Genomic DNA, 24,030 nt, shown 5'->3' on the forward strand with positions numbered 1-24,030 from the left:
AAATCACTACAGAATAGGTAAATCATAGTGGGATTCACCACGGATAAGATTGACCGCGCCATCATCCGCGCCCTGCAGGAGGATGGCCGTATGGCCCTCGTACAGCTCTCGGAGCGCGTGGGCCTGTCGCCCACGCCCTGCAAACGCCGGTTGGCCCGGCTCGAGGCATCGGGCGTGATCGCGGGCTACACGGCCCGCATCGACCGAAAGGCGGCGGGCTTCCCCATCACCGCGTTCGTCTCCGTGGAGCTCGAGCGGCAGGACGCCGAGAAGGTCGCCGAGTTCCAGCGTCAGGTCGCGCTCTTCGACGAGGTCGTCACCGGCACCCTCATGACGGGCGCCAATGACTTTCTCCTCGAGGTCGCCGTCGAGAGCCTGGAGGAATTCGAGAGCTTCCTGCAGACAAAACTCATGCGCCTGCCCGGGCTGCGCGTCGTGCGCTCGCGGTTCGGGTTGCGCCAGTTCATCAGCCGCGCCCGCATCCCCTGAGGCGCGTCCCTCGACGCAAAGCGCGCAGAGCAGACAATAAGGCAGCGCCTTGCGCGAAATCGCTTTATTTTCCGCAAGGCAATCGCGGATGACACGCCTGACGGGAGAACAGAGCAGCCTCCCTGCGCCGCGACAATTCTCAATGGCGGCTTAAGATCAGCGTTAAAATTCTCGCGGAGGTTGAGCTAATTCCGCGAAGCTCACCACCTTCTCGTCACAATCAAGCCAGCATTCGGCCCCCTCGCGCCCTTCATTAAGAGGCGTGAGGCTCAACGCTTGTGAGCGCCGGGCTGTTGGAGGCAACGGGTGACGTTTCAGGCTTCGATATCTGAACCAGAGGGCACGAGCGCGGTCGGTGACGAGCTGCCGCCGGGGACCGAGCTCTGCGGCGGGCAGTACGTGATCGAGACGTTCCTCAACGCGGGCGGGTTCGGCGTCACTTACCTCGCGCGGGACAGCCTGGACCGGAAAGTCGTCATCAAGGAGTGCTTCCCCAACGCGATGTGCTGCCGTGTCGGGGCATCGGTTCGACTACGTTCCAATGCCTTCGAGGAAGAATTCACGCGGGCCGTGGATCTTTTCCAGAAGGAGGCGCGTGCCCTCGCGAGGCTGCAGCATCCCAGCATCGTCGGGGTCCACGGCATCTTTGAGGCCAACGACACGGCCTACATGGCGCTCGATTTCGTAAACGGCATGGACCTCTTCGAGCTGATGGCGCGCCATCCCGGATACCTGACACCGGACGTGATCGAGGGGATCGTCTCCACGCTGCTCAACGCGCTGAGCTACGTCCACGAGCACGGCATTCTCCATCGCGACATCTCGCCGGATAATATCCTGCTCGACGCTAACGGCTCGCCCGTGCTCATCGATTTCGGTGCCGCTCGCCAGGGCTCGCGTCAGCACAGCAAGATCGTCTCTCGGGTCTACACCGTGAAGGACGGCTACTCGCCCCACGAGTTCTACTTCGAGGGCAAGGGCCAATCGCAGGCCTCCGATCTCTACGCGCTCGCCGCGACCGTCGTGCATCTGATCACCGGGAAGGCCCCGCCCAACAGCTCCGTGCGGCTCGGGGCCATCTCCGAGAAAAAGCCCGACCTCTTCCAGCCGCTTTCGGGCCGGATTGAGGGCTACCGGCCGGAATTCCTCGCCGCCGTGGACCAGTGCATGAGCCTCTTCGCGCGAGATCGCCTGCAAACGGCGGTGGAGTGGCGAGATGCCATATCGGGTACGGGAACGGTCGCCCTCGCAGGCAAGCCGCCGCCGGTCACCAATCCCGAGCTGATGCAGCGGATTTCGGAGCTCGTGGCACGCAACAACGAGGCTCTCGCGCGGGAAGCCGAGCGCCGCGCCAAGGCTCCTGTCGAAGAGAAGAAGAAGATCGACCCCGAGGAAGAGCGCCGCGCCGCCCAGCGTGCCTACTGGGCCATCCTCAACGAGGACCCCGAGGAGATCGCTGCGGAGGTACGACGCGAACGGGAGGCGATCGAACGCGCAGAAAAGGCGGCGCGGGACGCCGAAGAGAAGGCGCGGCGGGAAGAGGAGCGCAAGCGACGGGAGGAAGCCGAGCGCCAGCAGAAAGCGCTGACCACACCGGGCGTCGAACGCGCGCGCAAACATCGCGCCTTCCAGACGGCCCCCATGTCCGGAACTTCATAGGAGAGCGTTATGCAGGGTATCAGGAATCTCATCGCGCGCCGCCGCCCCACCGCATCAGGGGGCGAGGAGACCGCCGTGCCGGACGCCACGGAGCACGCGGCAGGCCGCGAAGGCACACGCGCGATCGAGAGCACCGCGCCGGCCGTGCTCAGCCCCCAATCCGTGGAGCCGCCGAAGCCCGCCGACATGGAGGCGTCCACCCTCTTTGAGAAAGCCGATTTCCTCGCACGGGCCATCGACGCGCGGGACCACATCCCCTCCTCGGAGATCCCGGTGCAGCAGGGCTACAAGGTGCTTTCGAGTCGGCGCATCACGCGTCCGGCGACCGAAAGCACGCCGGAGGAAAGACCAGAGTCGCGGCCCGTGCGTGCGCGCAAGATCTGGGATGTGGACCCGCCAGGGCCTCAGAGCGCCCCACCAGAAACCTCCGCGGGAAAACTCCGGTCCCGGCGCACGTCCATGGCGCCGACCAACGCCGCAGCACAAGAGGCGCCCATGGCGCATGTGGCGCCCCCAGCCTCGAAGCGCCCGCAATCGAGCCGCGCCAAGACCCGGCTCCTCGGGTTCCACGCCGGTGAACCGGCCAAGGACATCTTCGCCAGCGACGCATCTCCGGGAGCGGCGGGCACCGGATCGTTTCCCATTGGCTGGCTTGTGCTCGTCGATGGTCCCGGGCGCGGCGCGTCCTTCACGCTCCATGCCGGGCTCTCGACGGTGGGCCGGGACCCTGATCAGACGATCTCGCTCGATTTCGGCGACGCGGCCATCTCGCGGAGCCAGCACATCGCCATCGCCTATGACAGCGAAGAGAACCGCACCTTCATCGGCCATGGCGGCAAGCAGAACATCGTGAGGCTCAACGGCAAGCCGCTGCTCACGACCGAGGCGCTCGGCGATCGGGACGAGATCAAGATCGGCAAGTCGACGCTTCGCTTCATCGCGCTCTGCGATGCGTCGTTCTCGTGGGATGAAAAGACGGGGGATGCAGATGAGTGAGCTCTCGGCGCGGATCGCGAAGGCCCAGCATATCGGCGACCGCCCCCGCCAGGAGGATGCGGTCGCCTTCCACGTCGCGGAGGGCGGCGAGCCGACCCTTGCCGTGCTCTCGGACGGCATGGGAGGCCACGCCGACGGGGATCTTGCCAGCCGGATCATCACCGGTGAGGTGTTCGGCGAGCTCTACCTCGCCGCCGCGCGCCCGAAGGCCTTTGCACGGAGCAGTGGCATCATCTTCGACGCGGCGCTCAACGCGGCCAACCAGCGGCTGAAAGAGAGCATCGAGGAAAGCCTCATCTCCAAGGAGACGGGTGGCACGCTCATCTGCACGAGTGTTCACAACGGGGAGCTGCGCTGGCTCTCGGTGGGCGACAGCATGCTCTATCTCTTCCGCGAGGGGCAGCTGCGCCTTCTCAACGACATCCACTCGCTCGGCGCGCAGCTCGACAGGATGGCCGCCGCTGACGAATTGCCCGCCGAGGACGCCAAGGACCACCCGGACCGCAACTGCCTGACGTCGGCCGTGACCGGAGGACCGATCCCGAAGGTGGACTGCCCCGAGCAGGCGCTCGCGCTCGAGGCCGGCGACATCATTCTGCTGGCTAGCGACGGGATCGAGGCGCTGAAACAGCGTCGGCTGGAAAAACTCATCGCACAGCTCTGGGAGGCGGGCGCAGACGTGGCCGCGGGCGTGATCGAGGCCATCAAGACGACGGGCGCCGAGGACCAGGACAACACGTCCGTCATCGCCATCGAGATCTCCGGCCCCGAGGAGAGCCCGGCGCCCGAAGTCGCCCCGCACACCTCGCCGCTCGCAAGCTATTGGCCGCGCTGGGGACGAGACCGGGGCGCGCGCGCATGACCGGCCCAGCGATGCGGGACATCCAGGGCCTTGAGGGATTGAAAGTGCTAGCCAGTGCTGATGAGTTGCCCAGCGGAGCCCGTCGCAGCTGCCAGGAGCTCGCCGAGAAATTCGATGCTCCATTGCGCATCGGCATCTTCGGGCTGAACGGCTCCGGAAAGAAGCGCATTCTCAACGCGCTGCTCGGCGCGCGCGTGGCGATGGAAAGCGCGTCGCTGCCTACCCTCGAAGTGCTGCCGGGCCGTGAGGAAAAAACGACGGCCATGCTGGCAGATGGCGCAACACTCGAGATGCCGGGCTTCCCGGATGAGGAATTGCTTGCGCTCGAGCCCATGTTTCTCTCCGTGACGAGTCCGGCCTGTGACGACCTTCGGCAATCTTTCCTTCTCACGGTCTGCGACGACACGTTCGAGGATCTGTCCGCAGGCCTCTCCTGGGCAGCGACGCGCATCGATCTCGCGATCTGGTGCACCGAGCATTGGACGCGGCTCGAGCGCCGCGTCTATGCGCAGGTGCCGGACCATCTGAAGGACCACGCGGTCTTCTGCCTCGCCTCGCCTTTCGCGGCGGACGTGGCTGTGCCCGAGGGCTTTGACACCGCGTTTCGCATGGACCCGTCCGACGACGCGGCCAGCTCTTGCGCGGCCCTCGCCGATCACGTGCGCGGCGTCATCGAAGAGGCCCGGCGCGCCGACATCCTCGCGGCGGAGGCCTTGCTTCATCGCTACGGGGGCTTTCTCGCGGAAGAGCCGGCCCCCGCTCCCGCCGCCCCCGACACGCGCCCGGCCCCGCGCGAGGTGGACGAGGCGGCCGTGGCGCAACTCACCTTTCTCTTTCGCCATCTGCGCGGCTCCGCCGAAAGCCTGCGCGCTGCTGGAGGGAGCTGCGCCCGGACCCTCAGCGCGCTTGAACATGCCTTCGAGGAACTCGCGGACCACGCGATGGATCTGCATGCCTTTGGCGAGACCTGGCCCGAGGTCGACGAGGCCATTTCCGAGGCACGCGATCTCTGCGTCCTGCTGAAGATGGAAGGCGGGGACGACCAGGCCGAGGACGCAGCCCGCATGCTGTTGCAACTCAGATGGGACATCGAAGCAAAGCTGGCGGCCTGACGGCCCCGGTCGCCCGCCACCCAGAGGAACCGAGATGATGCTTGCCGAAGACCACACCCCCGAAGACGCCTTCGAGACGAGGCGCGCCTATTCCGCCTTCGGCGGGCTTCTCCCCGTGGCCGAAAAGCTGCGGGCGCTAGAACAGGAGGCCGAGAGCCTCATGTCGGCGCCGCATCCGGCCCTCGCGCGCAAGGCGCGCAAGCTCCGCGATCTGATCCAGGACTTCGAGCCGGGCGTGACCTTCATCGGGCAGGTCAAGGCGGGCAAGACCACGCTCGTGAACGCGATGACCGGCTGGCCCGGGCTCCTACCCGCAGACGTGAACCCGTGGACCTCCGTCGTGACCTCTGTGCATCTCACGCCGCCGCAGAGAAAAGGCTTCAATCACGCCGCATTCCGCTTCTTCTCCAACGAGGAATGGGACAACCTCATTCACCATGGCGGGCGCCTCGGCGAGATCGCCAGCCGCGCAGGGGCCGCGGACGAAGTCTCCAAGGTGCGAGAACAGCTCGACACGCTGCGCGAAAAATCCCGTCAACGTCTCGGTCGGCGCTTCGAGATGCTGCTGGGCCAGACCCATACCTACGACACGCTGACCGCGGATCTCGTGAAGCGCTACGTGTCCCTCGGCGACAACTTCTGGGAAGAAGCGGGCGCCCGGCGTCTCGACGGGCAGTTTGCCGACATCACGAAATCCGCGGACCTGTGGTTCCCCGGTCCGGACCTGCCGCTTGGCCTCTGCATCCAGGACACGCCCGGCGTGAACGACACCTTCATGATCCGCGAGCAAATCACGCTGCGCGGCCTGCGGGGCTCGAAGCTCTGCGTCATGGTCCTGTCGGCCCAGCAAGCGCTTTCTTCCGTGGATCTCGGACTGATCCGGCTCATCTCCAACATCAAGTCGCGGGACGTTGTGATCTTCGTGAACAGGATCGACGAGCTCGAGAACCCGGCGCGCGACGTCCCGAAGATCCGGGAGAGCATTCTCGCGACGCTGGCACAATTCAACGGTCCCGAGGATGCCGGCATCGTTTTCGGCAGTGCCTACTGGGCGGAGCACATGGTCGCCGGCACCATGGACGCCCTCGGCGTCGACAGCTCGCAAAGCCTCCTCAACTGGGCGGAAAACCAGATCGACGATGACCTCGCCAAGGCGCCGCTCGAAGAGCTGATCTGGCGTCTTTCGGGGGCCCCTGCCCTCGGGCGCGCGATCTCCAATCGCATCGCAGGCGGCGCGGCAAAGGTCCTCGTGGAAAAGGTTCAGGCCGAGCTGATGAATCTGAAGGCCGCGGCGCATCGGCGACCCCTTGCCCCGGTTCGCACAGGCGCGGGTCACACGGCGCCGGCCGTCAACGGCGATACCACCGCTGCATTTGCGGAGATCGAGCGAAGGTGCGCGGAAAGCCTCTCCGCACGCCTCGCCGCCGTCACGGCCGCCTTCGATGACCGGACCCGGAAATCCTACGGGACGTTCCTCGACCGGGCGACGGCTGAGCTCCTCAAGCACCTTGCGAAGCACGGCGACGGCGAGGTCTGGTCCTACGATCCCTCCGGACTGCGCATGCTGCTGCGCACGGCCTACAAGGTTTTCGTGGCGGCCGCAGCGAAGGCGGCCAAGGATGAACTCGATATTGCCGCGCAGGAAATCTCGGCACTCTTGCAGGGGGGCGGCAGCGCCGATGACAGCGTTGCTCGAGTGTTTGCGCCTCCCGTCCCCCCTGCCGAGGCGCCCGTGACGCTCGCGCAGACGATCGCACTGGATCTCAAGGGCAGCTGGTGGACGCGCTTCTGGCGCAAGCGGCGCGGCTTCGAGGCTTTCGCCGATGATTTCGCAAAGCTCATCGAGGAAGAGACGGCCAACATGCTCCTGAGCCTTCGCGAAGACTGCGTGGACGCCTATGCCGAAACGCTCCGCCGGGCCCTCGCGGAGTTCCTCGCCGACCAACGCGATATCTTCGGCAGCGCTGCCTTGAGCTAAGCACCGGCCCCTCGAACATAGCACAGCTTCTGAAAATGGGATGATGACCATGACCATTCAGTCAAACGACTTTCCCCGGCCCGCCAAGCCCCGCATCGCCCTGATGGGGGAGTTCAGCGCGGGGAAGAGCACGCTCGCCAACCTGCTCCTGGAGCAGGAGCACTCGCCCGTTCAGGTCACGGCCACGCAGCTGCCGCCGGTCTGGTACAGCTTCGGGGATAGCCCGCCGCAGCAGGTGACACTGGAAGGCGCGCGCCAACCCGTCCAGAAGCCGCATTGGCGCGATGTGTGTCTCGGTGAAGCGCAGCTCATCGAGGTCCAGCTCGAGGCCGACGTCCTCGAGGCAGCCGATCTCATCGACGTGCCCGGCACCTGCGACCCCAACCTGCCCGCCCAATATTGGGAGACGCTGATCACCCAGGTCGATCTCGTGATCTGGTGCACGCCCGCGCATCAGGCCTGGCGACAGTCGGAGGCCGCGCTGTGGGAGACGGTGCCAGAGGAGCTGAGGGAGCGGAGCCTCCTGCTCATCACACGGATCGACAAGATCCTGTCCGAAGACGACCGCCGTCGCATCCTCCAGCGCGCGACGAACGAGGCGGGGCATCTCTTTGCCCAAGTGAGCGCGGCCTCGCTGACAGAGGCCCTTGCAGCCCCCCATGACGAGACCGCGCTGGAGCGCAGCGGCGTGGCGGACATGGTCCGTTTTCTCATCCGGATGCTCGAGCGTGTGGGAGATACCTCCCGAGGGCCCTTCGTGCCCCATGTCGAGGCAGGCGCGGCACCGCCGCCGCTCGCGGACGCGACGCCCGTCGCAACGCCGCCCACCGCGGCGCCGCCCGGCCTCATCGTCCCGCGGCGCATCGTGCGCAAGAACCGGCAGTTGGCGGCGCGCCCCACGGCCTGAGGCGGGTCTATGTTAGATCAATGTTAATCCGCGGGCGCGATACGGTGCGAAAGGAGATCTCCGCCCGTGTCGCTGCCTGCCCTGTCCCGACTGCGCGAAAGCCTCGCGGGATGCGAGGTCGCGCTTCTGATCGACCTGCCCACGCGGACCTGCCTGCTCTCGGCGGGCGCGCTTCAGACCAGTCAGGACCAGCTCGAGCGGCTCTGCACCGAAGGCGCGTATTTCCTCCAGCTTGAGGGCGTCACGGGCTTTGGCGCCTGCATCCTTTCCGGGCCGCTCGGGATCAAGGTCTTTGCGCGCGCCGCCGCGGATCAGCCGGAGGCGCTTTGCCTTCTCTTCGGGCCACATCCCCTGCCGGAGGACCTGGACGCGCGGGTGCGCGGCTTTCTAAGGGACGAGAGCTTCATGGGGCGGCATGTCTAGCTTGCCCCCGCCTCCTCAGCTCGCGGCCCTTCTTGCGCGCGCCGCCGCTGCCGGTGTCCCGACCGTGCGGCAGGCGCCCTGTGCCCATCCAGACGACGGCGCACGCTTTTTTGCGGAAACCGTCCGCGGGACCATCCTGCCGCGCACCCTATCGTTCTTCTGCGACGACCTCCTCCGGGTAAGGGCGAATGCCAAGGGCGGCACGCTCTTGTCCGTCGGAGAGGAGGCGGCCGGAGCCAATATGCGCCCCCTGCGCCCCGAAGACCTCGAGAGCCTGTCAGAGCTCCTCGGGCGCGCCTTTGGGGAGGGCGGGGTCGTGTCAGTCACCGCGGCCCCCGCGAGCATCCGGCCAAGCACGTCCCAGGTGGGTATCCCGGGCGATGTCCTTCTTGCGGCCTTCGGCCAGGCGCAGCCGCCGCTCTCCGTCGCAGACCGCCTGAGTGTTTTGATCGAGGTCGCCCAGGATGTGACGCTCGCGATCTTTCGAGCTGAAGGGGGAGAGGAGATCCCAGATGCGAGCTTTGAGGCCGTTCATCAGGCCCGCGCCTTGGTGGCAGAGCTCTTCGAGGCGCTCAGCGCTCCCGAGTGCCCCATGGACGCCGAGCACCTTCTCGCGATCTATCCGGACGATCTCCCCGACTTTGCCGCGTGTTTTCATCGGGGCGAGGCTGAACTCACAGCCCTCGTCATCCACAGGGATGCCACGGAGGAAGTGATGGAATTCTGGGCCTCCCTCGGCGGGTGGGAGCTCGGGCCTTTTGCCTCGCCTTCGCCGGGGGTCAGTCCGCCTCGGCCGTGAAGGCCCGCGCTTTCTTGGAAGTAAAGCGGTTCATCGGCAACGAGAGCACCACCCGCCCTTTGCTATCGGGCTCCGGCAGCCGGCCCCCGCGGATATTGACCTGCAGCGCGAACAGCATCCGGTCCGGCAGGGGCAAGGTTGCATCCCGCGCGTCCCGGGTCGCGATGAAATCCGCGCGGCTCACGCCCTCCTGGACATGGATGTTTCCCGCTTTCTGATCGGCGACCGTGGCCATGCAGGCCGCATCGCGGCCATCCTTGCGGTAGTCATGCCCGATGAACACCCGCGTCTCATCCGGAAGGGCGAGGATCGCCTCGATGCTGTCCCAGAGCTCTCCCGATGATCCGCCGGGGAAATCGCAGCGCGCGGTGCCGCTGTCCGGCACCATGAGCGTGTCATGGGCAAAGATCGCGTCGCCGATCCTGTAGCTCACCGAGGCCAGAGTGTGTCCCGTCGACAGCGACACCTCCACGCGGCACCCGCCGAGCTCGAAGCTGTCACCGGGCTCGAAGAGCCGGTCCCAATACTCGGCGCGTCCGGCCATGGTGTCATCGGCATAGAAATCCGACCAGATCTCTTGCACGCGGAGCACGCGCGCACCGATCGCTTGTTTTGGTGCGCCGGCGAGGGCCTCCTTGATGTAGTGGGCTGCGGACAGATGATCCGCGTGCGGATGCGTGTCGAGCACCCAGGCGACCTCGAGGCCTTCTTGCTGCGCGTATTCAAGCATCTCGTCGGCGCTGTAGGTCCACGTCGCGCCCGCGGCGGGATCGAAGTCGAGCACCGGGTCGATGATGGCGGCCTTCCGGGTCTCGGGACACCAGGCGATGTATTGCCATGAGCCCGTGACCTCTTCGTAGAAGGCAGCGACGTTTGGGCTGCCCTGGCGTGCTCCTGCGGGAAAGAACTGCATGACATGGCCTCCCTCAAGACGCGCCGCGCGGCATCCACAGCACCGCGACGCGGCCTCTTGATCTTGCCTCGCAAGGTCCCCGGGAACGGCTGGACAGTAAAGCGGAAATCACGCCTGCCCCTCGACGGTGCATACCGCGTCTTCGCAAGACCCAGCCCGCCCGTGGGGCGATCATGCGCTGCCAGGGCCTGGGCGGGGACAGCCCGGAGCCGGCTAGTTTCCGGGGGGCGTCGTGGCCGCCGCGGCAAGTTCGGCGATGGCCGCGTTGAAGGCCTCCAAGAAGTCTCCTTCCTGAGGTGCATGTGCCATGGGCTCGAAGACCACGCTGGTCAGGCCCAGCGCATCGGTCGCCGCCATGGCGTCGTCCGGTGGCGCCGCTTCCCAAAGGAAGACCCGCGCGCCCGTCTCGCTCGCGAGTTCCTCGAGCTCAACCATCTCGGCGGCGGTGGGGGCCGCACCCGCCTCCCATTCCAGCGACGTGATCGAAAGCCCGTAGCGCGCCGCGAGATACTGATAGCGCGGATGCGTGGCGATCATCGGCATATCCGAGACCGCACCGAGCCCCGCTTGCGCGGCTTTGTCGAGCGCCTCGAGATCGGCCTCAAGCGCAGCGAGATTGGCAAAGACCTCGTCCGGAGGCGCGAGGTCACGCGCAGCCATGGCCCCGGCAATGGCGCCGGCCTGTGCGGCCGCAAGCGTCGGGTCGAGCCACGTATAGGACGCCAGCCCTTCATGGGAGTGCTCTCCCCCGTCGCCGTGGCTGTGGGTGATGCTCTCGGTGACGATAAATCGATCTTCGATCGCCCGGGAGGTGTTGAACACGCGCGAACGCGGCAGCGACACGCGGTCGATCCACATGGCGAAGCCCGCCCCGTTGAGCAAGATCAGGTCCGCCGACTGGATCGCACTGATATCGGAAATGGTTGGGCGCCAGAAGGACGGATCGGTGCCCTCGGGCACCGGGAAGACGACCTCCACATGCGCGCCGCCGAGCCGCTCCGCGAAGTATTGGAGCGCGTGGTTGACGGCGACGATCCGAGGCCGCTCCTCGGCGAGCGCGCCGTGGCTCAGGACCGCGAGCAAAAGGCCCGCAACAAGGGCGCTAGGCCGACCAACGAAGCTTAACTTCCGCATTTGCGCGCGATGTCCTCTGGGGTGACGATCCAGTAATTGTCGTGTCCGCCGGTATCGACCTCGATGAGAAGGCCGCCCGCGTGATCCACGTCCGCCAGGGGGACGCTCGCGGTCCCGTCGCTCTGGAGCTCGAGCGTCGTCTGAAGCTCGTTGTCGCCGTCAAGCACGCGCACGTCTCCGGCTTGCGCCACGCGGCCATTGGAGAATTTCGCCTCCACAGTCACGACCTCGCAATCCACCGAGGCAAAGACGACGAGCTGGTGAGCCGCCGCACCGGAGGGTGCGGCGACAGCCAGCGCGAGGGGCGCCAGCGCGCGGATCACTGTCCGGTCCACTCTTCGAAATGGACCCAGATCACGGCGCCGAGTTCCACGGCCTTTTCCTCGCCGGAGCTCGCCTCGGTGAGCGTGTAATCGGCAGTGTTGAGCGCGGCAAAGCCCCACCAGCCATCGGTGGGCGGTGCGTAGGTGAAGACGCCGTCGGCGTCGGCCTTGACGGTCTGCGTGATCATCAGCTCGTCGGGCACAGTGGCACCGAGCCCTTCATTGTAGAATTCCACCTCGACCTCGGCATAGGGCACGGCCTCGCCGTCAAGCTTCACGATGCCCTGAAAGACATTGTGCTCCCAAAGGCCGAACGGCTTTGACAGGGGGACGATCTCGGTCTTGAGCCCGAGTTCGGTATCCCAGCCCTCGTCATCGCCGAAGGCTGTCACGTAGGTCTTCGTGTAGTGAATGATGAAAGCATCCTCCGCAGGCTCCCAATAGGGCTGCGGCTCCATGGCGAAGATGTAGGTACCGGGCCGCTCCAGACCGAAGTCGAGCGTGTAGCCCTGCTCTTCCATCACCGTCGCATCCGCGAGCCCACCGAGGAGATCGGTCGTCTCCCCTTCATGGGTCACCGAAAACGACACGGGACGCTCAAGCATCATGCCATCGAGCTCGAACGGATGCGAGAACGACATCGTCAGCGCCACGCTGCGCCCGTCCTCCTGGCTCACCATCGGATCGTCGGGAATGATCATCCCGTAATGCGCGACGGCAGGAGCCGCGCCGATGAGCGTGGCGAGCGATGCAGAAAGAAGATGACGTTTCATGTTTACCCCTGTTGATTATGCACGTGTGTCTAGGCGCCGAGCGCCAGAAGCCAACCGACCCAAGCCTCCGCGTTGCGCGAGACGGCCATGGCGCCCAGCGTAGCCAACCCGCCCGACAATAAAAGTAAAGTTAGTGTTTCGGCCGACAACAGCCGCAAAACCATCCCTCTTCGGGCCCCGAGCTTCACCGCCGTGGCGATTTCGCGGGCACGGAGGCGGTAGCTGAGGAAGACCGCGAGGCCAATCGCGGCCAAGGCCGCCACGGCGATAATCGCCGTCACCACGTCGAGCAGCGTCTTGATTCGGAAGATGCGGTCCACGAGGCTCTGGATGACGTCCCTCGGCTCGATGAGCTGCGTGGGCAGCGCGCCATCGAGGTACCGGCCCTTGAGGATCGTCCCCGCGCGCGTGTCGTTGGGCACGACAATCACCGCAGAGGCCGGGAAGTCATCCTGACTTCCGTGAAAGTGGAAGCTCTCGATATTGTCCGGCGTGATGCGCTGGTATTGGACCACCGCCGCGTTGGCGAGCGCGTCGGTGCCCGCGGCGATGTCCGCCGCGGTGACGACGTCTTCGTGCCCGTGGCCGATGCCCTGGATGACCCAAGCCGTCTTGATGTCGACAAAGATCGCGCTGTCATCGGGCGTGTTCGTGCGCGCAAGCACGCCGACAATCGGCATCTCGAGCGGGTAGACCCCGTCGAGATCGAAGAGGTTCTCGGGGGCCGAGACCAGCGTATCGCCCGCGGCGACGTCGAGCTCCCGGGCCACATCGGCGCCAATGACGGCATCGCCCAGGATCGAGAGGCCGCGACCGCTCTCCAGCGTGAGATCCCGGAAATCGAAATAGTCCAGCGTGGTGCCGACGATCCGGAAGCCGCCGGAGGAAAAGGCGGTATGGACTGGAATGGGCGTGGCGAGGCCACTCTCCCAGACGGACTCGACCTCCCGCATGGGCACGGGCTCGGGCCGTTCCTCGGAGAAGTAGAGCGCGGCCATCGTCAGATCGAGCTGCGAGCCCCGCGCTCCGAGGAGGAGCGGCGTGGCCTCCCCCCGCGCCAGCAGCGCGCGCTCGCTCGTGGACAGGAGGGTCTGCGTGGCCACCGGCACGAACATGATCAGCGCGGCGACGAGGACGAGCACGAGGCTGCGCGCCCAGTGATATCGCAGGTAGGCAAAGGCGAGGAAGAGCGCGTTCATGCGGCGGCCTCTTCCCTGAACTCGGCGAAATCAAGCACCCTCTCGAAGCGCGGCAGAAGCTCGTGATCATGGGTCACCGCGAGGACAGCCGCGCCCGCCTCCTCCGCTTGCTCAAAGAGCAGGTCGAGAATGCGCGCCTTGCTCGCGGGGTCGAGGTTGCCGGTGGCCTCGTCGGAAAGGATGAGCCGTGGCTGGGCCACGAGCGCCCGGCAGATCGCCACGCGCTGCTGCTCCCCTTGGCTGAGCGCGGTTGGATGTCGGTCAAGCTTGTCCCCGATCCCGCACGCGACGGCCAGCGCCTCGGCCCGCGCGCGGGCCTCCCCATCGAGGGTGAGCGCCGGCGTGATGCGAAACGGGTAGAGAATATTCTGCCGCGCCGAGAGGTAATCGAGAAGCGCGAAGTCCTGAAAGACAAAGCCGATCTTGCTCGCACGGAACTGCCTGCGGCCGGTCTCGGACAGTGCGCTGACCTCGGTGCCCGCCACATGAATGCGCCCTGCCTCGGGCGTGAGAATGCCTGCGACAAGGTTGAGAAGCGTGGTCTTCCCGCTCCCGCTCGGGCCCACAACGGCCAGCCTTTCGCCCGCGGCGAGAGAGAAAGACGGCACGCGGAGGCGGAACCCTCCGCCCGCATAGCCGAATGCGAGATCCTCGATCTCGATCATCAATTGGTCTCGGGCGCGAGGAAGGTCTCTCCCGCGGCATCACGATCCACGTCTAGGAGCTCGAAATCCGTGATCCGCCACGCCCCGTCCACCGGGGCCACGGTGAGATCGGCGCTGTAGGTATTGCCGCGGACATGGAGGTGCTCGGCATGGCCCACGGTCCCGATGACCTGCCATGAGGCATCGATCTCCAGCGCCGCGCTGGCGCGCGACACTTGCGTGTTCAAAAGCTTGATCTCGTGGATGGTCTGGTCCGCCTCATCGAGCCCGCCACCTGCCATGGCACCCACCCGCTCGAGGTAGAGATACTCGAGCGCGTCACCGTGGGTGACATCGGCGAGCGTATCGTAGATCGCGTCTTCCTGTGTCTCGCCAAAGGCCTCGTAGACGACGAGGAGAAGCGCCGGTGTCAGCCGCCAAAATTCGTTCTGCGCCTCCGCGATGGTGAGCGGCTCTATTCCGGGCGCCGCGAAGGTATCGGTCTCCGAGACAGCGCCACGACCCGGCCAAAGCACCGCTGCCGCCACCGCCACTGCGGCGCCGCAAAGCAAGACTGCAATTGTCACGGTGCGTGCCATTTCCCTGCGCCCACTCCTGCCATGAAGATCGGCGCGGAGCCTCCCCGACTTCAGGGGCGAGTGCAAGCAGATGCCGCGCTACATCTTGGTGATCGGCCACGCGCGCGGGCTGACCTCGCCTACGGGCGCGGTCACTCTGCGGCGTGGAGAAGCGCGGGCGCGTGGTCCGATACGATCGGCTCGGCCGTCGAACGCACCTTGCGGGGAGAGACGAGCCGGAACGCAGCGGGCGTGAAGTAGAAGCTCACCACCATCGACAGAAGGACGCCCCCCGCCACGGCCATGGCAAAGGGCGGCCAGAAGCCGCCACCGGCGAGGATGAGCGGTAGGAAGCCTCCAACCGTCGTGATCGTGGTCGACACGATGTGCCGCGAGGAGTTCATCACCACCTCGACCATCGCGCCGAGATCACCGGCCGCGGCGTTCTCGTCCTGTTGCAGGGCCGTCATGATGATCAGGGCCGCGTTGATGCTGACGCCAATGGAGCCGATGAGGCCGATGATCGCGTTGATCCCGAACGGGTAGTCAAAGATCGCCAAGGCCAGCATCGAAAGTCCGGCCGACAGCCCGCCCACGACAAGCGCGATGGCCGCGAGGCGGAAGGAGCCGAAGGTGAGCACGATGACGGCGATCGACAGTGTCACGATGAGGCCGAGCGGCGCGAGGAGATTGTTAAGCGTGGAGGAGCGCGCGTCGCTGTCTCCCCCGATTTCGAGCCTGTAGCCCGGCGGCAATGCGTAGCCTTCCGCCGCAATGGTGGCCCTGATCTCGGACAAGGCCTCTTCCGGCAGAATACCGCGAAGGAGAAACGCCTGCACGGTGTTTGCGCGCTCGCCATTCCGTCGCGTGATGGTCCCTTCGCCCGGCACGAGCGAGATGTCTGCAATCGACGAGAGGGGGACGGCGGGATGCGCACCGGTGGCGGCGGTGATCCCCGCCCCGCTCGGCAGGATCGCCATGTCCCGGATGGCCGCCGGATCCGCGCGAAGCGCATCCCCGAGGCGGACACGGACAGGCAGATCCTCAGTTCCTTCCACGAGGGAGCCTCCTGTCATGCCGGCGAGAGCGCCCTCCATCTGTCGCGCGACATCGCTGAGGCTGAGCCCGAGGCGGCGCGCCTCGGCTTCGTCGACATCGATGGCGAGCTTGGGCGCGCCCTCGGTGATGGAGGCACGGGCGAGCGTGACCGCCGCTTCGCCCGTGACCAGCCGGCGCAGGGCCGCGCCCTCCGCACGGAGCACGTCGATGTCGGGGCCGACGATGCGCAACTCCACCGGAGCGTTGACCGGCGGGCCCTGCACGAGGCCGCGCACAAGCACCTGCGCCTCGGGCGCGCGTGCCGGAAGCTCCCGCTGCAGCCGGGGAACGACATCCTCCGTCGCAGCGGGCGACGCCGTCCGCACGAGGGCCTGAGCATAGCCCGGGGCCGCGTCGCGCCCGCCGGTGATGTTGTAGTAGAAGGCTGGCGCGGAGGTGCCCAGCGTCCATGTCACGCTTTCGATCTCGGGCTCGGCGCGCAGCACGGCGTCGAGCCGGGCCACGACCTCGCTGGTGCGGACAAGGGCCGTGCCCGGCGGCAGGTCCACCTCTATGTGAAACTGGTCGCGATCCACCCCGGGAAAGAACTGCGCGGTCAGGAGCGGGAGGCTGGCAAAGCCGAGAACGGGAAGGACGAGCGCGACCGCGATGGAGCGCACCGGGTTCCGGACCGACCAGGCCAGGCTCCAGCGGAACGCGCTCCCGACCCAGCCCGAGGGGATCCCGCCGGAAAGACGCCCGGCCTCACGGTCCGGCAGGATCCAGCCAGCAAGCGCGGGGGTGATGGTGATCGCCACCACGAAAGACCATGCCAACATGATCACCACGGCGAGCGCGATGGAGCCCACGAAATCTCCCGCGGGCCCGGGCAGGAGGATCATGGGCGTGAAACTGAGCGCCGTCGTCGCCGTCGAGGCAAAAAGGGGCATCGTCAATCGGTGCACGGAAGCCCCCACCGCAGCCATTCTTGAGGCGCCCGCCCGGATCCTGCGCGCGATCTCGTCGGTCATGACGATGCCCGCATCCACCAGGAGCCCGAGCGCCACGATGAGGCCGGTCACGCTCATCTGATGGATGGGCAGCGCGATGGCATTCATCGTGGCCACGCTCGCGAGCGTCACGATGGGCAGGATGATCGCCACGATCAAAGCCGCGCGCAGGCCGAGCGTAATGAGAAGCACCCCGACGACCAGCGCGACCCCGATCGCCATGTTGGTGCCCACCTCGGCGAGGCGATCAAACGTGTAGGTGGATTGATCAAAGACGAGGGAGGCGGTCATTCCCCCGGGGAGCCGCTCTGCGAAGTCCGCGAGCTCGGCGCGAATGTCGCTTGCCCAGAGATCGACCTGCAGACCGTCTTCGAGCTTAGCCGCGACGAGGATCGCGGGACGTCCGTCCTGCAAGGCGACCTCGGCGGCGGGCTGGCTCGGCCCACGGTCAATGCGCGCGACGTCCCCCAGGCGCAGTGTTGTCCCCAGCGCCCCTTCACGCAGCACGATATCGCGCAGCCGGGCGAGCGTCTCGATCTCGCCAGAGACCTCGACGACGATCTCGTCGGCGGGGCCGGTGACTTCCCCGGCACGCACCTTCGCGTCAGCCTGCGCGATGGCCGCGGCGACCTGATCCGCCGTGAGCCCAAGCGCCGCTGCGCGGGGCGCGTCGAGCGTCACGGTGATCTCTTCGTCGGGCAGCCCGAAGAGATCGACGATCTTGGTGCCCGGCACGTTGCGCAGGGCATCGGCCAAGGCTTCGCCGTAGCGCCCGGTGAGGGTCAGCGGGACATTCGCATGCACCGGCGTGAGGGCGATAATCGCCCCGTAGGCCCCTGCTCCGTCGGTATTGAGCTCCGGCTCGGCGACCCCGGCAGGGAAGTTCTGGGAAGCGTCACTCAGCGCGTCCCGGATCTCGGACCAGACCTGCTCGATGCGCGCATCCGCGATGGTCTCGATCAGGTCGATCCGTACGATCGAGACCCCGGTCGATGATGTCGACTGTATGACATCGACCTCGGCAATCTCGCGGAGGGCTTCCTCGACCTCGGCCGTCACCAGTGCCTCCACCCGCGCGGGCTCCGCCCCGGGATAGGGCGTGGTGACGCTGGCAAAGAGATTGGTGATCGTGGGATCTTCCTGCCGCCCGATGGACAGAAGCGATGAGACGCCCGCCGCGAGGATCACCATCAGGATGAGCGCGACGACACGCGGCTGGCGCCAGGTGAGGGTCGTGAGCGCCCCGCTCATGACGACATCTCCGACGCGATGCGCACGCGCTCGCCCGGCACAACACGGTGGGTTCCCGCGGGCAGGACGAGCGTACCGTCGGTAAAGCTGCCGCGGATGAAGGCGCGGTCAGCGTCGAGGTGAAGGATTTCAGCCGCCTCCGTGCCGATCACGGGCGTCTCGCCCGGTGCCACTGTCAAGAGCTGCCATGTCCCGCGGGGACCTTGGCGCAGGGCCGATACCGGCACCCAGGCGCCCTTGGCCCCGTTGCCCTCCACACGTTCCTCGAGCCGGACCTCGCCAGCGGCCCCAGACGGCGGCGCGGCGCCGTCCGGGAGATCGAAGAACGCGATGCGGCTCCGCGTTGCGGCATCGAGGCCCGGCGCGAGCTCCGCCAGGATCGAAGGATAGGTCTCGGCTCCGGCGGAGATCTCAACGCGCGTTCCCGGCGCAAGGCCCGCCGCCAGCGCGGGATCGAGGCCAGCCCGGAACCGCGCCGGCCCGGTTTCGAGGAGCGTTATGACGGCCGTCCCGGGCCCGACGATCGCGCCGGTATCGAGCGCGCGCGCCGCCACACGCCCGGCAAACGGCGCGCGCAGCACGGATTTGTCACGCCGCACCTCCAGCCCCGCTACTGCGGCGGCGATCTCGGCACGAGACGCCTCGAGCTGCGTCAGGAGAAGGGATGTCTCATCCACCCGTTGGGCTGACACATGCCCGCCCGCCAGCAGCGCTTCCTGCCGGGCATTGGTACGACGCGCCAACTCCGCTTGCGCCGCCAGCGCCGCGTCTGACGCCTCGAGCCGCGTGCGCTCCGCGTCGAGGAGGCGCGTATCGAGCCGCGCGATCACCGCGCCCGCCTCAAGCACGTCTCCCTCGCGGACAAGGACCTCGGCGATCGTCCCGGGCTCTTCGAAACCCAGCACCGTTTCTTGCGGCGCCTCGAATTGCCCGGCGAAGCGACGCTCGATTGTCACGCTATCGACGAGGGTCAGCGCGATGGGGCGGACCGTTGTAGGGGGCGCGGCTTCGGGAGCCTCACTCAGCGCCGCCCGCGCAGACAGGGCGCCGTAGGCCGTCACCCCGGCGGCAACGGCCAAACCGAAGAAGCCGAGCGTGACGACCCCGCGCGCCGTGACGGCGACGGCGCGGCGCCAGCGAGATGTCGAGGTTGGGTCGGAGGCAGTCTTTGGCATCGGGCAATCCTCGCTCTCTGTTGTGAAGTTAGTGTTGTTCACATATGTGAGCGTCGCTAACTTGGTCAAACAAAAATGAGACGCGAAGCAGTATGTCAGAATCTAAATCTCTGATAAAAAGCAAGAAAAACTATCACCACGGCGACCTGAAGGGTCAGCTTCTGGAGGCTGTGCGCCAGCTCGTCGAGCAGCACGGGCCGGAGGGATTCTCCATCGCCGAGGCCTGCCGGCTCGCCGGTGTCAGCACCGCCGCCCCCTACAAGCACTTCAAGGATCGTCAGGACATCCTGAGGGGGGTGATCCTTGCGGGGATGGAGCGAATGGGCACGGCCATGCAGGCCGCCGCCGATGCCTACCCGGCCGGGGATCCGCGCCGGGTCATCGCCTTGGGCAAGGCCTACACGAGCTTTGCACAGGACGAGCCGGGCCTCTTTCAGCTCACATTTGGCCTCGCGGCGGAGCATTCCTCCGACGAGGAAATGTCAGCCGAGGGACGGGAGAAATTCGGGATCGTCATCCGTGTCGTCGCCGAGCATCTCGGGCGCGACATGGAGGATTCCGAGGTGGCAGCCCGCGCCTACGCGCTCTGGTGCGCGGTGCACGGCCATTCCTTCCTCCGGCTCGACGGGAAAGCCGAGCAGACCAAGGTGATGGTCGACGAGGACCAGTATCTCGCGCTCGTGGGCCAGGCCATTCTCCCCTAGGAGGAAAACCGGCATGGCCTTCGGCACCACCGCCCTGTCAGATGGGAAAGGATTAGGACACCAAAGCGTCGTCGTTGCAGACACGGCTCAACCGGGCAGGCACGGTTTCATGATCAAGGCGACGCAATCGCTGCCCAGATCCTCTCTGCGCGGGAACGCCCCTCCTCGACCCGGGCCAACACTGCATCCTCTGTTTCGCCCGTAAACGTCAACTCGGCGATCACACCCGTCGCGACGCCGATCAGAAGCCGACAATGGGGACCGGCGAAGTGATATTACCACCTGAGGGTGGGGCTCTCCGACGCGTCCTCGATCGCCATCCGCGTATCCCGTAGACGCTCCCTGTCCATCCCTTCGGCGCGCCGGATGACGAGAGTATAGTCCTCCAAATCCGCGCACCAGATGGCCCCGGCGATCGCCGGGCGCGCCGCGCACCAAGCCTCCGCCGCCGCGGCGACGTTTGTGAAATCGCGCGTGAGACGCAGGGAGAAGACTTCAAACGGCGCTGGCGACGCGTCGTTTAGTGTCATCCCTGTCAGAAAATTCGAGCGGCAGACCCTGCCAGACCGTGTGGCGCAGGGGTGCGTGATCTCTAGATGCGGTGCGACCGGGAATGTGACCTCGCGGCCAGCCAACGTGGCTTCTATCGTACCATCGAGGAAGGCACTCCGCGCAGATGCCAATGCATCTTGCTCCGCGCGGATCGACGTCTGCACCTGCCACACGACCGCCGCCGCGATCCCGAGAGGCAGTATGGCAAGGACCCTACGTAGTGGCGGTCTGCTCCCGGCGGCGAGACCGCCCAGCAAGAGGCCGAACCCAGCGATGGCCAAACCAATCCCTAGATACATGACACCAAGGACCACGATACCAGCCGCGGGCGCGCGGACCGTCTCCCGCGCGGCGACAAACACAAAGAACACGGCAGCCGCGCCCACCAAGGTCATCCAAAAGCCCTGTGACGCGCGACGCGCTGCCTGCTCGGGCGGAAATACCCCCAAGCTGAAAGCGATATAAGAGAGCACCAGCAACGCGCCCGCAGTCGCGTAGAGGAGGGTCATGTTGACGGCGAAAAAGCTCATGACGCGAGATTACGCAAAGATATTGACCGAATTTGGGACGGGGGGCTCAGACAGTCATGCCAGGACATTTGTCACGTCGGCAGACAAGGTGTACCGCGTGGGGTGCGGTTGGGGGCAAACCTGCCCGGCCGCACGGCAGCGGGGAAAGGACGGCGCGATGGGGACGAGGCTCGCTCTCTTTGGTCTGGGCTCCATGGGCCATGGCATGGCGCTTTCGTGCCTGCGCGCGGGGCTCACCGTCCATGGTGTCGACGTGGACCCCGACCGCGCGGCGCGCTTCGTGGCCGAGGGCGGCGCGGAGGGCGAGGTCCACGACATCGCCCCCGAACTCGATGCCGTTGTGCTCGTCGTCCTGAATGCCGCGCAGGTGGAGGCGGTCCTTTTCGGCACGGATGGCATCGTCCCCGGGCTCCGCTCGGGCGCGGTCGTCATGGCCTGCGCCACCGTCGCGCCGCACTTCGCCAAGGGTATGGAAGCGCAATGCGCGGAGCACGGCGTGCTTTACCTCGATGCGCCGATATCGGGCGGCGCGGCCAAGGCCGCGAAGGGCGCGCTGGGCATCATGGCCTCGGGCACATCGGCGGCCTTCGAGGCCGCTGCCCCTGTTCTTGACGCGACGGCGGTGACCGTCTTCCGCCTCGGTGACACGGCAGGTGCGGGCTCGGCGATGAAGGCGGTCAACCAGCTCCTTGCCGGGGTCCACATCGCCGCGATGGCCGAGGCTTTGACCTTCGGCATGACGCAGGGGATCGCGCCCGCCACCTTCCTCGATGTCATCTCGAAATGCGCGGGCACCTCCTGGATGCTGGAGAACCGCGCGCCGCATATCGTGGCCGGGGACTACACGCCCCTGAGCCAGGTCAATATCTGGCCAAAGGATCTTGGGATCGTCCTCGAAGCCGCGCAGACGGCAGGCTTTCACGCGCCAATCACCGAGGCGGCGCTGACGCGCTACGCAGAGGCGGTGGAGATGGGGCTCGGTGGCGCAGATGACGCTGCCGTGGCCAAGGTCTATGCGCGCGACGCGGGCCTCGTGCTGCCGGACGCCGAGACATGAAGCTCGGCTGCATCGGCGACGACTTCACCGGGTCGAGCGATGTTGCCAATACACTCGCCAAGCAGGGCATGGCCGTGGTGCAGTATTCCGGCATTCCTGCCTCGGATGCGGATCCCTCGGTCGAGGCGGGTGTCATCTCCCTGAAGTCGCGGTCGATCGCGCCGGACGACGCCGTGGCCCAGTCGCTGGCGGCGCTCGAGTGGCTCCGGGCGCAAGGGTGCACGCAGTTCTTCTTCAAGTACTGCTCGACTTTCGACTCCACGCCGGAGGGCAATATCGGCCCGGTGGCCGATGCCCTCGCAGAGGCCCTGTCGGCGGACCGTGTCATCGTCTGCCCGGCCTTTCCCGGCACGGGCCGCTCCGTCTACCAGGGCCATCTCTTCGTGAACGATGCCTTGCTGAACGAAAGCGGCATGCAGAACCATCCCCTCACGCCGATGACGGATCCGGACCTGCGCCGCTGGCTCGCGCGGCAGACGCGCCATGACGTGGGGCATGTCCCGGCAGGCACCGTCTTCCAGGGTGCAGCGGCGATCCGGGACGCGCTCGATGCCGAGCACGCCGCGGGACGCAAGCACATCGTGGTGGACGCGATCCGAGACGCAGATCTCATGGCCATCGGTGCCGCGGCGGCGGACCTCAAGCTCGTGACCGGCGGCTCCGGCGTGGCACTCGGATTGCCAGCCAATTTCTCCTGTGTGCCGGGCACGCCAGAATGGCGCGCGCAGGCTGGCCCAGCGCTCCTGATCTCCGGTTCATGCTCGCGGGCGACGCGTGCGCAGGTGGCGTATCATCAGAGCCGCTTCGCCACGCGCGAGGTGAGAGCCGGGGAGATCCTCGAGGCACGCATCTCACCCTCGGACATTCTCGCCTGGGCGCAGGGGTCCGGCCCGCTCCCGCTTGTCTACAGCTCCGCGGATCCGGCCGTCGTCGCCGAGGTTCAAGGGCGCTACGGGCGGGACCGTTCAGCCGCGGCCATCGAGGGCTTCTTCTCCGAACTCGCCCAGCACGCGGTGGCCGCGGGCTTCACGCGTCTCATCACCGCGGGAGGCGAGACCTCGGGCGCCGTCGTGGAGGCGCTGGCCCTCGACAGCCTCACCATCGGCCCGGAAATCGACCTCGGCGTGCCCGCGCTCCGGGCAGGTGAACATCTTGTCGTCGCGCTGAAATCAGGCAATTTCGGCGGCGAGGACTTTTTCGAGAAAGCAGCCGGGATTCTGGGCGGATGAGCGACACGAAACTCCGCGAAAGCATCTGCACCCTGGCCGCCTCGCTCTTCGACCGGGGGCTGACCCATGGCTCCACCGGCAACATTTCCGCCCGCACGGAAGACGGCGGCCTCCTCGTTTCGCCCACGGGGACAAGCTTCGGGCGGCTTGATCCTGCCCGGCTCAGCCACTTCGACGCAGAAGGACGGCTCATCGGGGGGGACAAGCCCACCAAGGAGATGCCTCTTCACGCGGCCTTCTACGAGACCCGGGCCGCGGCAGGCGCAGTGGTGCATCTGCATTCCTGCCACGCGGTGGCCCTGTCGCTGATCCCCGGCGCCGACGAGGATAATTTTCTGCCGCCGCTCACCCCCTACGCGACCATGCTGCTCGGGCGGGTGAAGCTCTTGCCTTTCTTCCTGCCGGGAGATCCGGCCATGGGGGACGCGATCCGCGGGCTCGCGGGAAAACGCTCCGCCGTCATGCTCGCCAATCACGGGCCGGTCGTAGCGGGGAAGTCGGTGGAGGCGGCTTGCAATGCCATCGAGGAGCTCGAGGCGACGGCGCGCCTTGCCCTCCTCCTGCGCGGCATCGAGACCCGCGCGCTCGATAGCGCGCAGATCGCCCATGTGGTGCGGGCGTTCGACGTCGATTGGTAGGGGCCGCGAGGCATACACTGCGCGGTAAGAGATCAATTGATCTACGGGATGCAGTGC

23 protein-coding genes are annotated in these 24,030 nt (G+C 66.7%); 13 read left to right on the forward strand and 10 right to left on the reverse strand.

Annotation, left to right across the window (positions count from 1 at the left end; translation table 11 throughout):
- Positions 1-24 precede the first annotated feature (24 nt).
- The 9 genes from AAFM92_10220 (at position 25) to AAFM92_10260 (ending at position 9,225) form a co-directional block, all read left to right on the forward strand.
- Positions 25-489 (forward strand): Lrp/AsnC family transcriptional regulator, encoded by a 465-nt coding sequence (locus AAFM92_10220; GenBank protein ID MEL7300747.1) that lies wholly within the window; start codon positions 25-27, stop codon positions 487-489.
- A gap of 306 nt (positions 490-795) precedes the next feature.
- Entirely contained in the window at positions 796-2,148 is a 1,353-nt protein-coding gene (locus AAFM92_10225; GenBank protein MEL7300748.1) for a protein kinase, read from the forward strand.
- Between the two features lie 9 nt (positions 2,149-2,157).
- The gene (locus tag AAFM92_10230) at positions 2,158-3,144 is read left to right on the forward strand and encodes an FHA domain-containing protein (protein MEL7300749.1); all 987 of its coding nucleotides are present in this window, start codon (positions 2,158-2,160) and stop codon (positions 3,142-3,144) included.
- Entirely contained in the window at positions 3,137-4,006 is an 870-nt protein-coding gene (locus tag AAFM92_10235; protein MEL7300750.1) for a protein phosphatase 2C domain-containing protein, read from the forward strand. The genes AAFM92_10230 and AAFM92_10235 overlap by 8 nt, the downstream gene beginning before the upstream one ends.
- Entirely contained in the window at positions 4,003-5,118 is a 1,116-nt protein-coding gene (locus tag AAFM92_10240) for a hypothetical protein (protein MEL7300751.1), read from the forward strand. The genes AAFM92_10235 and AAFM92_10240 overlap by 4 nt, the downstream gene beginning before the upstream one ends.
- Positions 5,119-5,155: 37 nt before the next feature.
- On the forward strand, positions 5,156-7,096 hold the full coding sequence (locus tag AAFM92_10245; GenBank protein ID MEL7300752.1) for a dynamin family protein: 1,941 nt from the start codon (positions 5,156-5,158) through the stop codon (positions 7,094-7,096).
- A 49-nt stretch (positions 7,097-7,145) separates the two neighbouring features.
- Positions 7,146-8,003 carry a dynamin family protein gene (locus AAFM92_10250; GenBank protein ID MEL7300753.1) on the forward strand — a complete coding sequence of 286 codons (858 nt, stop codon included), beginning with the start codon at positions 7,146-7,148 and terminating at the stop codon, positions 8,001-8,003.
- 66 nt (positions 8,004-8,069) lie between these two features.
- The gene (locus AAFM92_10255; protein ID MEL7300754.1) at positions 8,070-8,426 is read left to right on the forward strand and encodes a hypothetical protein; all 357 of its coding nucleotides are present in this window, start codon (positions 8,070-8,072) and stop codon (positions 8,424-8,426) included.
- Positions 8,419-9,225, forward strand: a complete 807-nt coding sequence (locus AAFM92_10260) for a hypothetical protein (GenBank protein ID MEL7300755.1) — start codon at positions 8,419-8,421, stop codon at positions 9,223-9,225. Before AAFM92_10255 ends, AAFM92_10260 begins: the two co-directional genes overlap by 8 nt.
- On the opposite strand, the gene AAFM92_10265 is transcribed toward AAFM92_10260, so the two are convergent.
- From AAFM92_10265 to AAFM92_10305, 9 genes are all read right to left on the reverse strand, one after another.
- Positions 9,206-10,138, reverse strand: a complete 933-nt coding sequence (locus AAFM92_10265) for an MBL fold metallo-hydrolase (GenBank protein ID MEL7300756.1) — start codon at positions 10,136-10,138, stop codon at positions 9,206-9,208. The genes AAFM92_10260 and AAFM92_10265 overlap by 20 nt on opposite strands.
- 213 nt (positions 10,139-10,351) lie before the next feature.
- Positions 10,352-11,272, reverse strand: coding sequence for a zinc ABC transporter substrate-binding protein (locus AAFM92_10270; GenBank protein MEL7300757.1), 921 nt, complete (start codon positions 11,270-11,272; stop codon positions 10,352-10,354).
- Positions 11,260-11,595 (reverse strand): hypothetical protein, encoded by a 336-nt coding sequence (locus AAFM92_10275; protein ID MEL7300758.1) that lies wholly within the window; start codon positions 11,593-11,595, stop codon positions 11,260-11,262. The genes AAFM92_10270 and AAFM92_10275 overlap by 13 nt, the downstream gene beginning before the upstream one ends.
- On the reverse strand, positions 11,592-12,368 hold the full coding sequence (locus tag AAFM92_10280) for a DUF4198 domain-containing protein (GenBank protein MEL7300759.1): 777 nt from the start codon (positions 12,366-12,368) through the stop codon (positions 11,592-11,594). The genes AAFM92_10275 and AAFM92_10280 overlap by 4 nt, the downstream gene beginning before the upstream one ends.
- Positions 12,369-12,397: 29 nt before the next feature.
- Entirely contained in the window at positions 12,398-13,567 is a 1,170-nt protein-coding gene (locus AAFM92_10285; protein MEL7300760.1) for an ABC transporter permease, read from the reverse strand.
- The gene (locus tag AAFM92_10290; protein MEL7300761.1) at positions 13,564-14,232 is read right to left on the reverse strand and encodes an ABC transporter ATP-binding protein; all 669 of its coding nucleotides are present in this window, start codon (positions 14,230-14,232) and stop codon (positions 13,564-13,566) included. Before AAFM92_10290 ends, AAFM92_10285 begins: the two co-directional genes overlap by 4 nt.
- Complete coding sequence (locus tag AAFM92_10295; GenBank protein ID MEL7300762.1) at positions 14,232-14,798, reverse strand: hypothetical protein; 567 nt, start codon at positions 14,796-14,798, stop codon at positions 14,232-14,234. Before AAFM92_10295 ends, AAFM92_10290 begins: the two co-directional genes overlap by 1 nt.
- A gap of 143 nt (positions 14,799-14,941) precedes the next feature.
- Positions 14,942-18,088, reverse strand: a complete 3,147-nt coding sequence (locus tag AAFM92_10300; protein ID MEL7300763.1) for an efflux RND transporter permease subunit — start codon at positions 18,086-18,088, stop codon at positions 14,942-14,944.
- The gene (locus AAFM92_10305) at positions 18,085-19,263 is read right to left on the reverse strand and encodes an efflux RND transporter periplasmic adaptor subunit (protein MEL7300764.1); all 1,179 of its coding nucleotides are present in this window, start codon (positions 19,261-19,263) and stop codon (positions 18,085-18,087) included. Before AAFM92_10305 ends, AAFM92_10300 begins: the two co-directional genes overlap by 4 nt.
- Positions 19,264-19,355: 92 nt before the next feature.
- Here AAFM92_10305 and AAFM92_10310 point away from each other — a divergent pair, with 92 nt between their 5' ends.
- Positions 19,356-19,967, forward strand: coding sequence for a TetR/AcrR family transcriptional regulator (locus AAFM92_10310; GenBank protein MEL7300765.1), 612 nt, complete (start codon positions 19,356-19,358; stop codon positions 19,965-19,967).
- A 275-nt stretch (positions 19,968-20,242) separates the two neighbouring features.
- Here the strand turns inward: AAFM92_10310 and AAFM92_10315 are convergent, their stop codons facing one another.
- On the reverse strand, positions 20,243-21,049 hold the full coding sequence (locus tag AAFM92_10315) for a hypothetical protein (protein ID MEL7300766.1): 807 nt from the start codon (positions 21,047-21,049) through the stop codon (positions 20,243-20,245).
- Positions 21,050-21,206: 157 nt separating this feature from the next.
- Between AAFM92_10315 and ltnD the strand changes: the two genes are divergently transcribed.
- The 3 genes from ltnD to AAFM92_10330 are packed head-to-tail and all read left to right on the forward strand — an operon-like array spanning position 21,207 to position 23,973.
- Complete coding sequence (gene ltnD, locus AAFM92_10320; protein ID MEL7300767.1) at positions 21,207-22,106, forward strand: L-threonate dehydrogenase; 900 nt, start codon at positions 21,207-21,209, stop codon at positions 22,104-22,106.
- Positions 22,103-23,335 (forward strand): 3-oxo-tetronate kinase, encoded by a 1,233-nt coding sequence (gene otnK / locus AAFM92_10325; protein ID MEL7300768.1) that lies wholly within the window; start codon positions 22,103-22,105, stop codon positions 23,333-23,335. Before ltnD ends, otnK begins: the two co-directional genes overlap by 4 nt.
- On the forward strand, positions 23,332-23,973 hold the full coding sequence (locus AAFM92_10330) for an aldolase (protein ID MEL7300769.1): 642 nt from the start codon (positions 23,332-23,334) through the stop codon (positions 23,971-23,973). Before otnK ends, AAFM92_10330 begins: the two co-directional genes overlap by 4 nt.
- Positions 23,974-24,030: the final 57 nt, after the last annotated feature.

Source organism: Pseudomonadota bacterium (assembly GCA_038533575.1).
Taxonomy (GTDB): Bacteria; Pseudomonadota; Alphaproteobacteria; order Rhodobacterales; family Rhodobacteraceae; genus Shimia_B.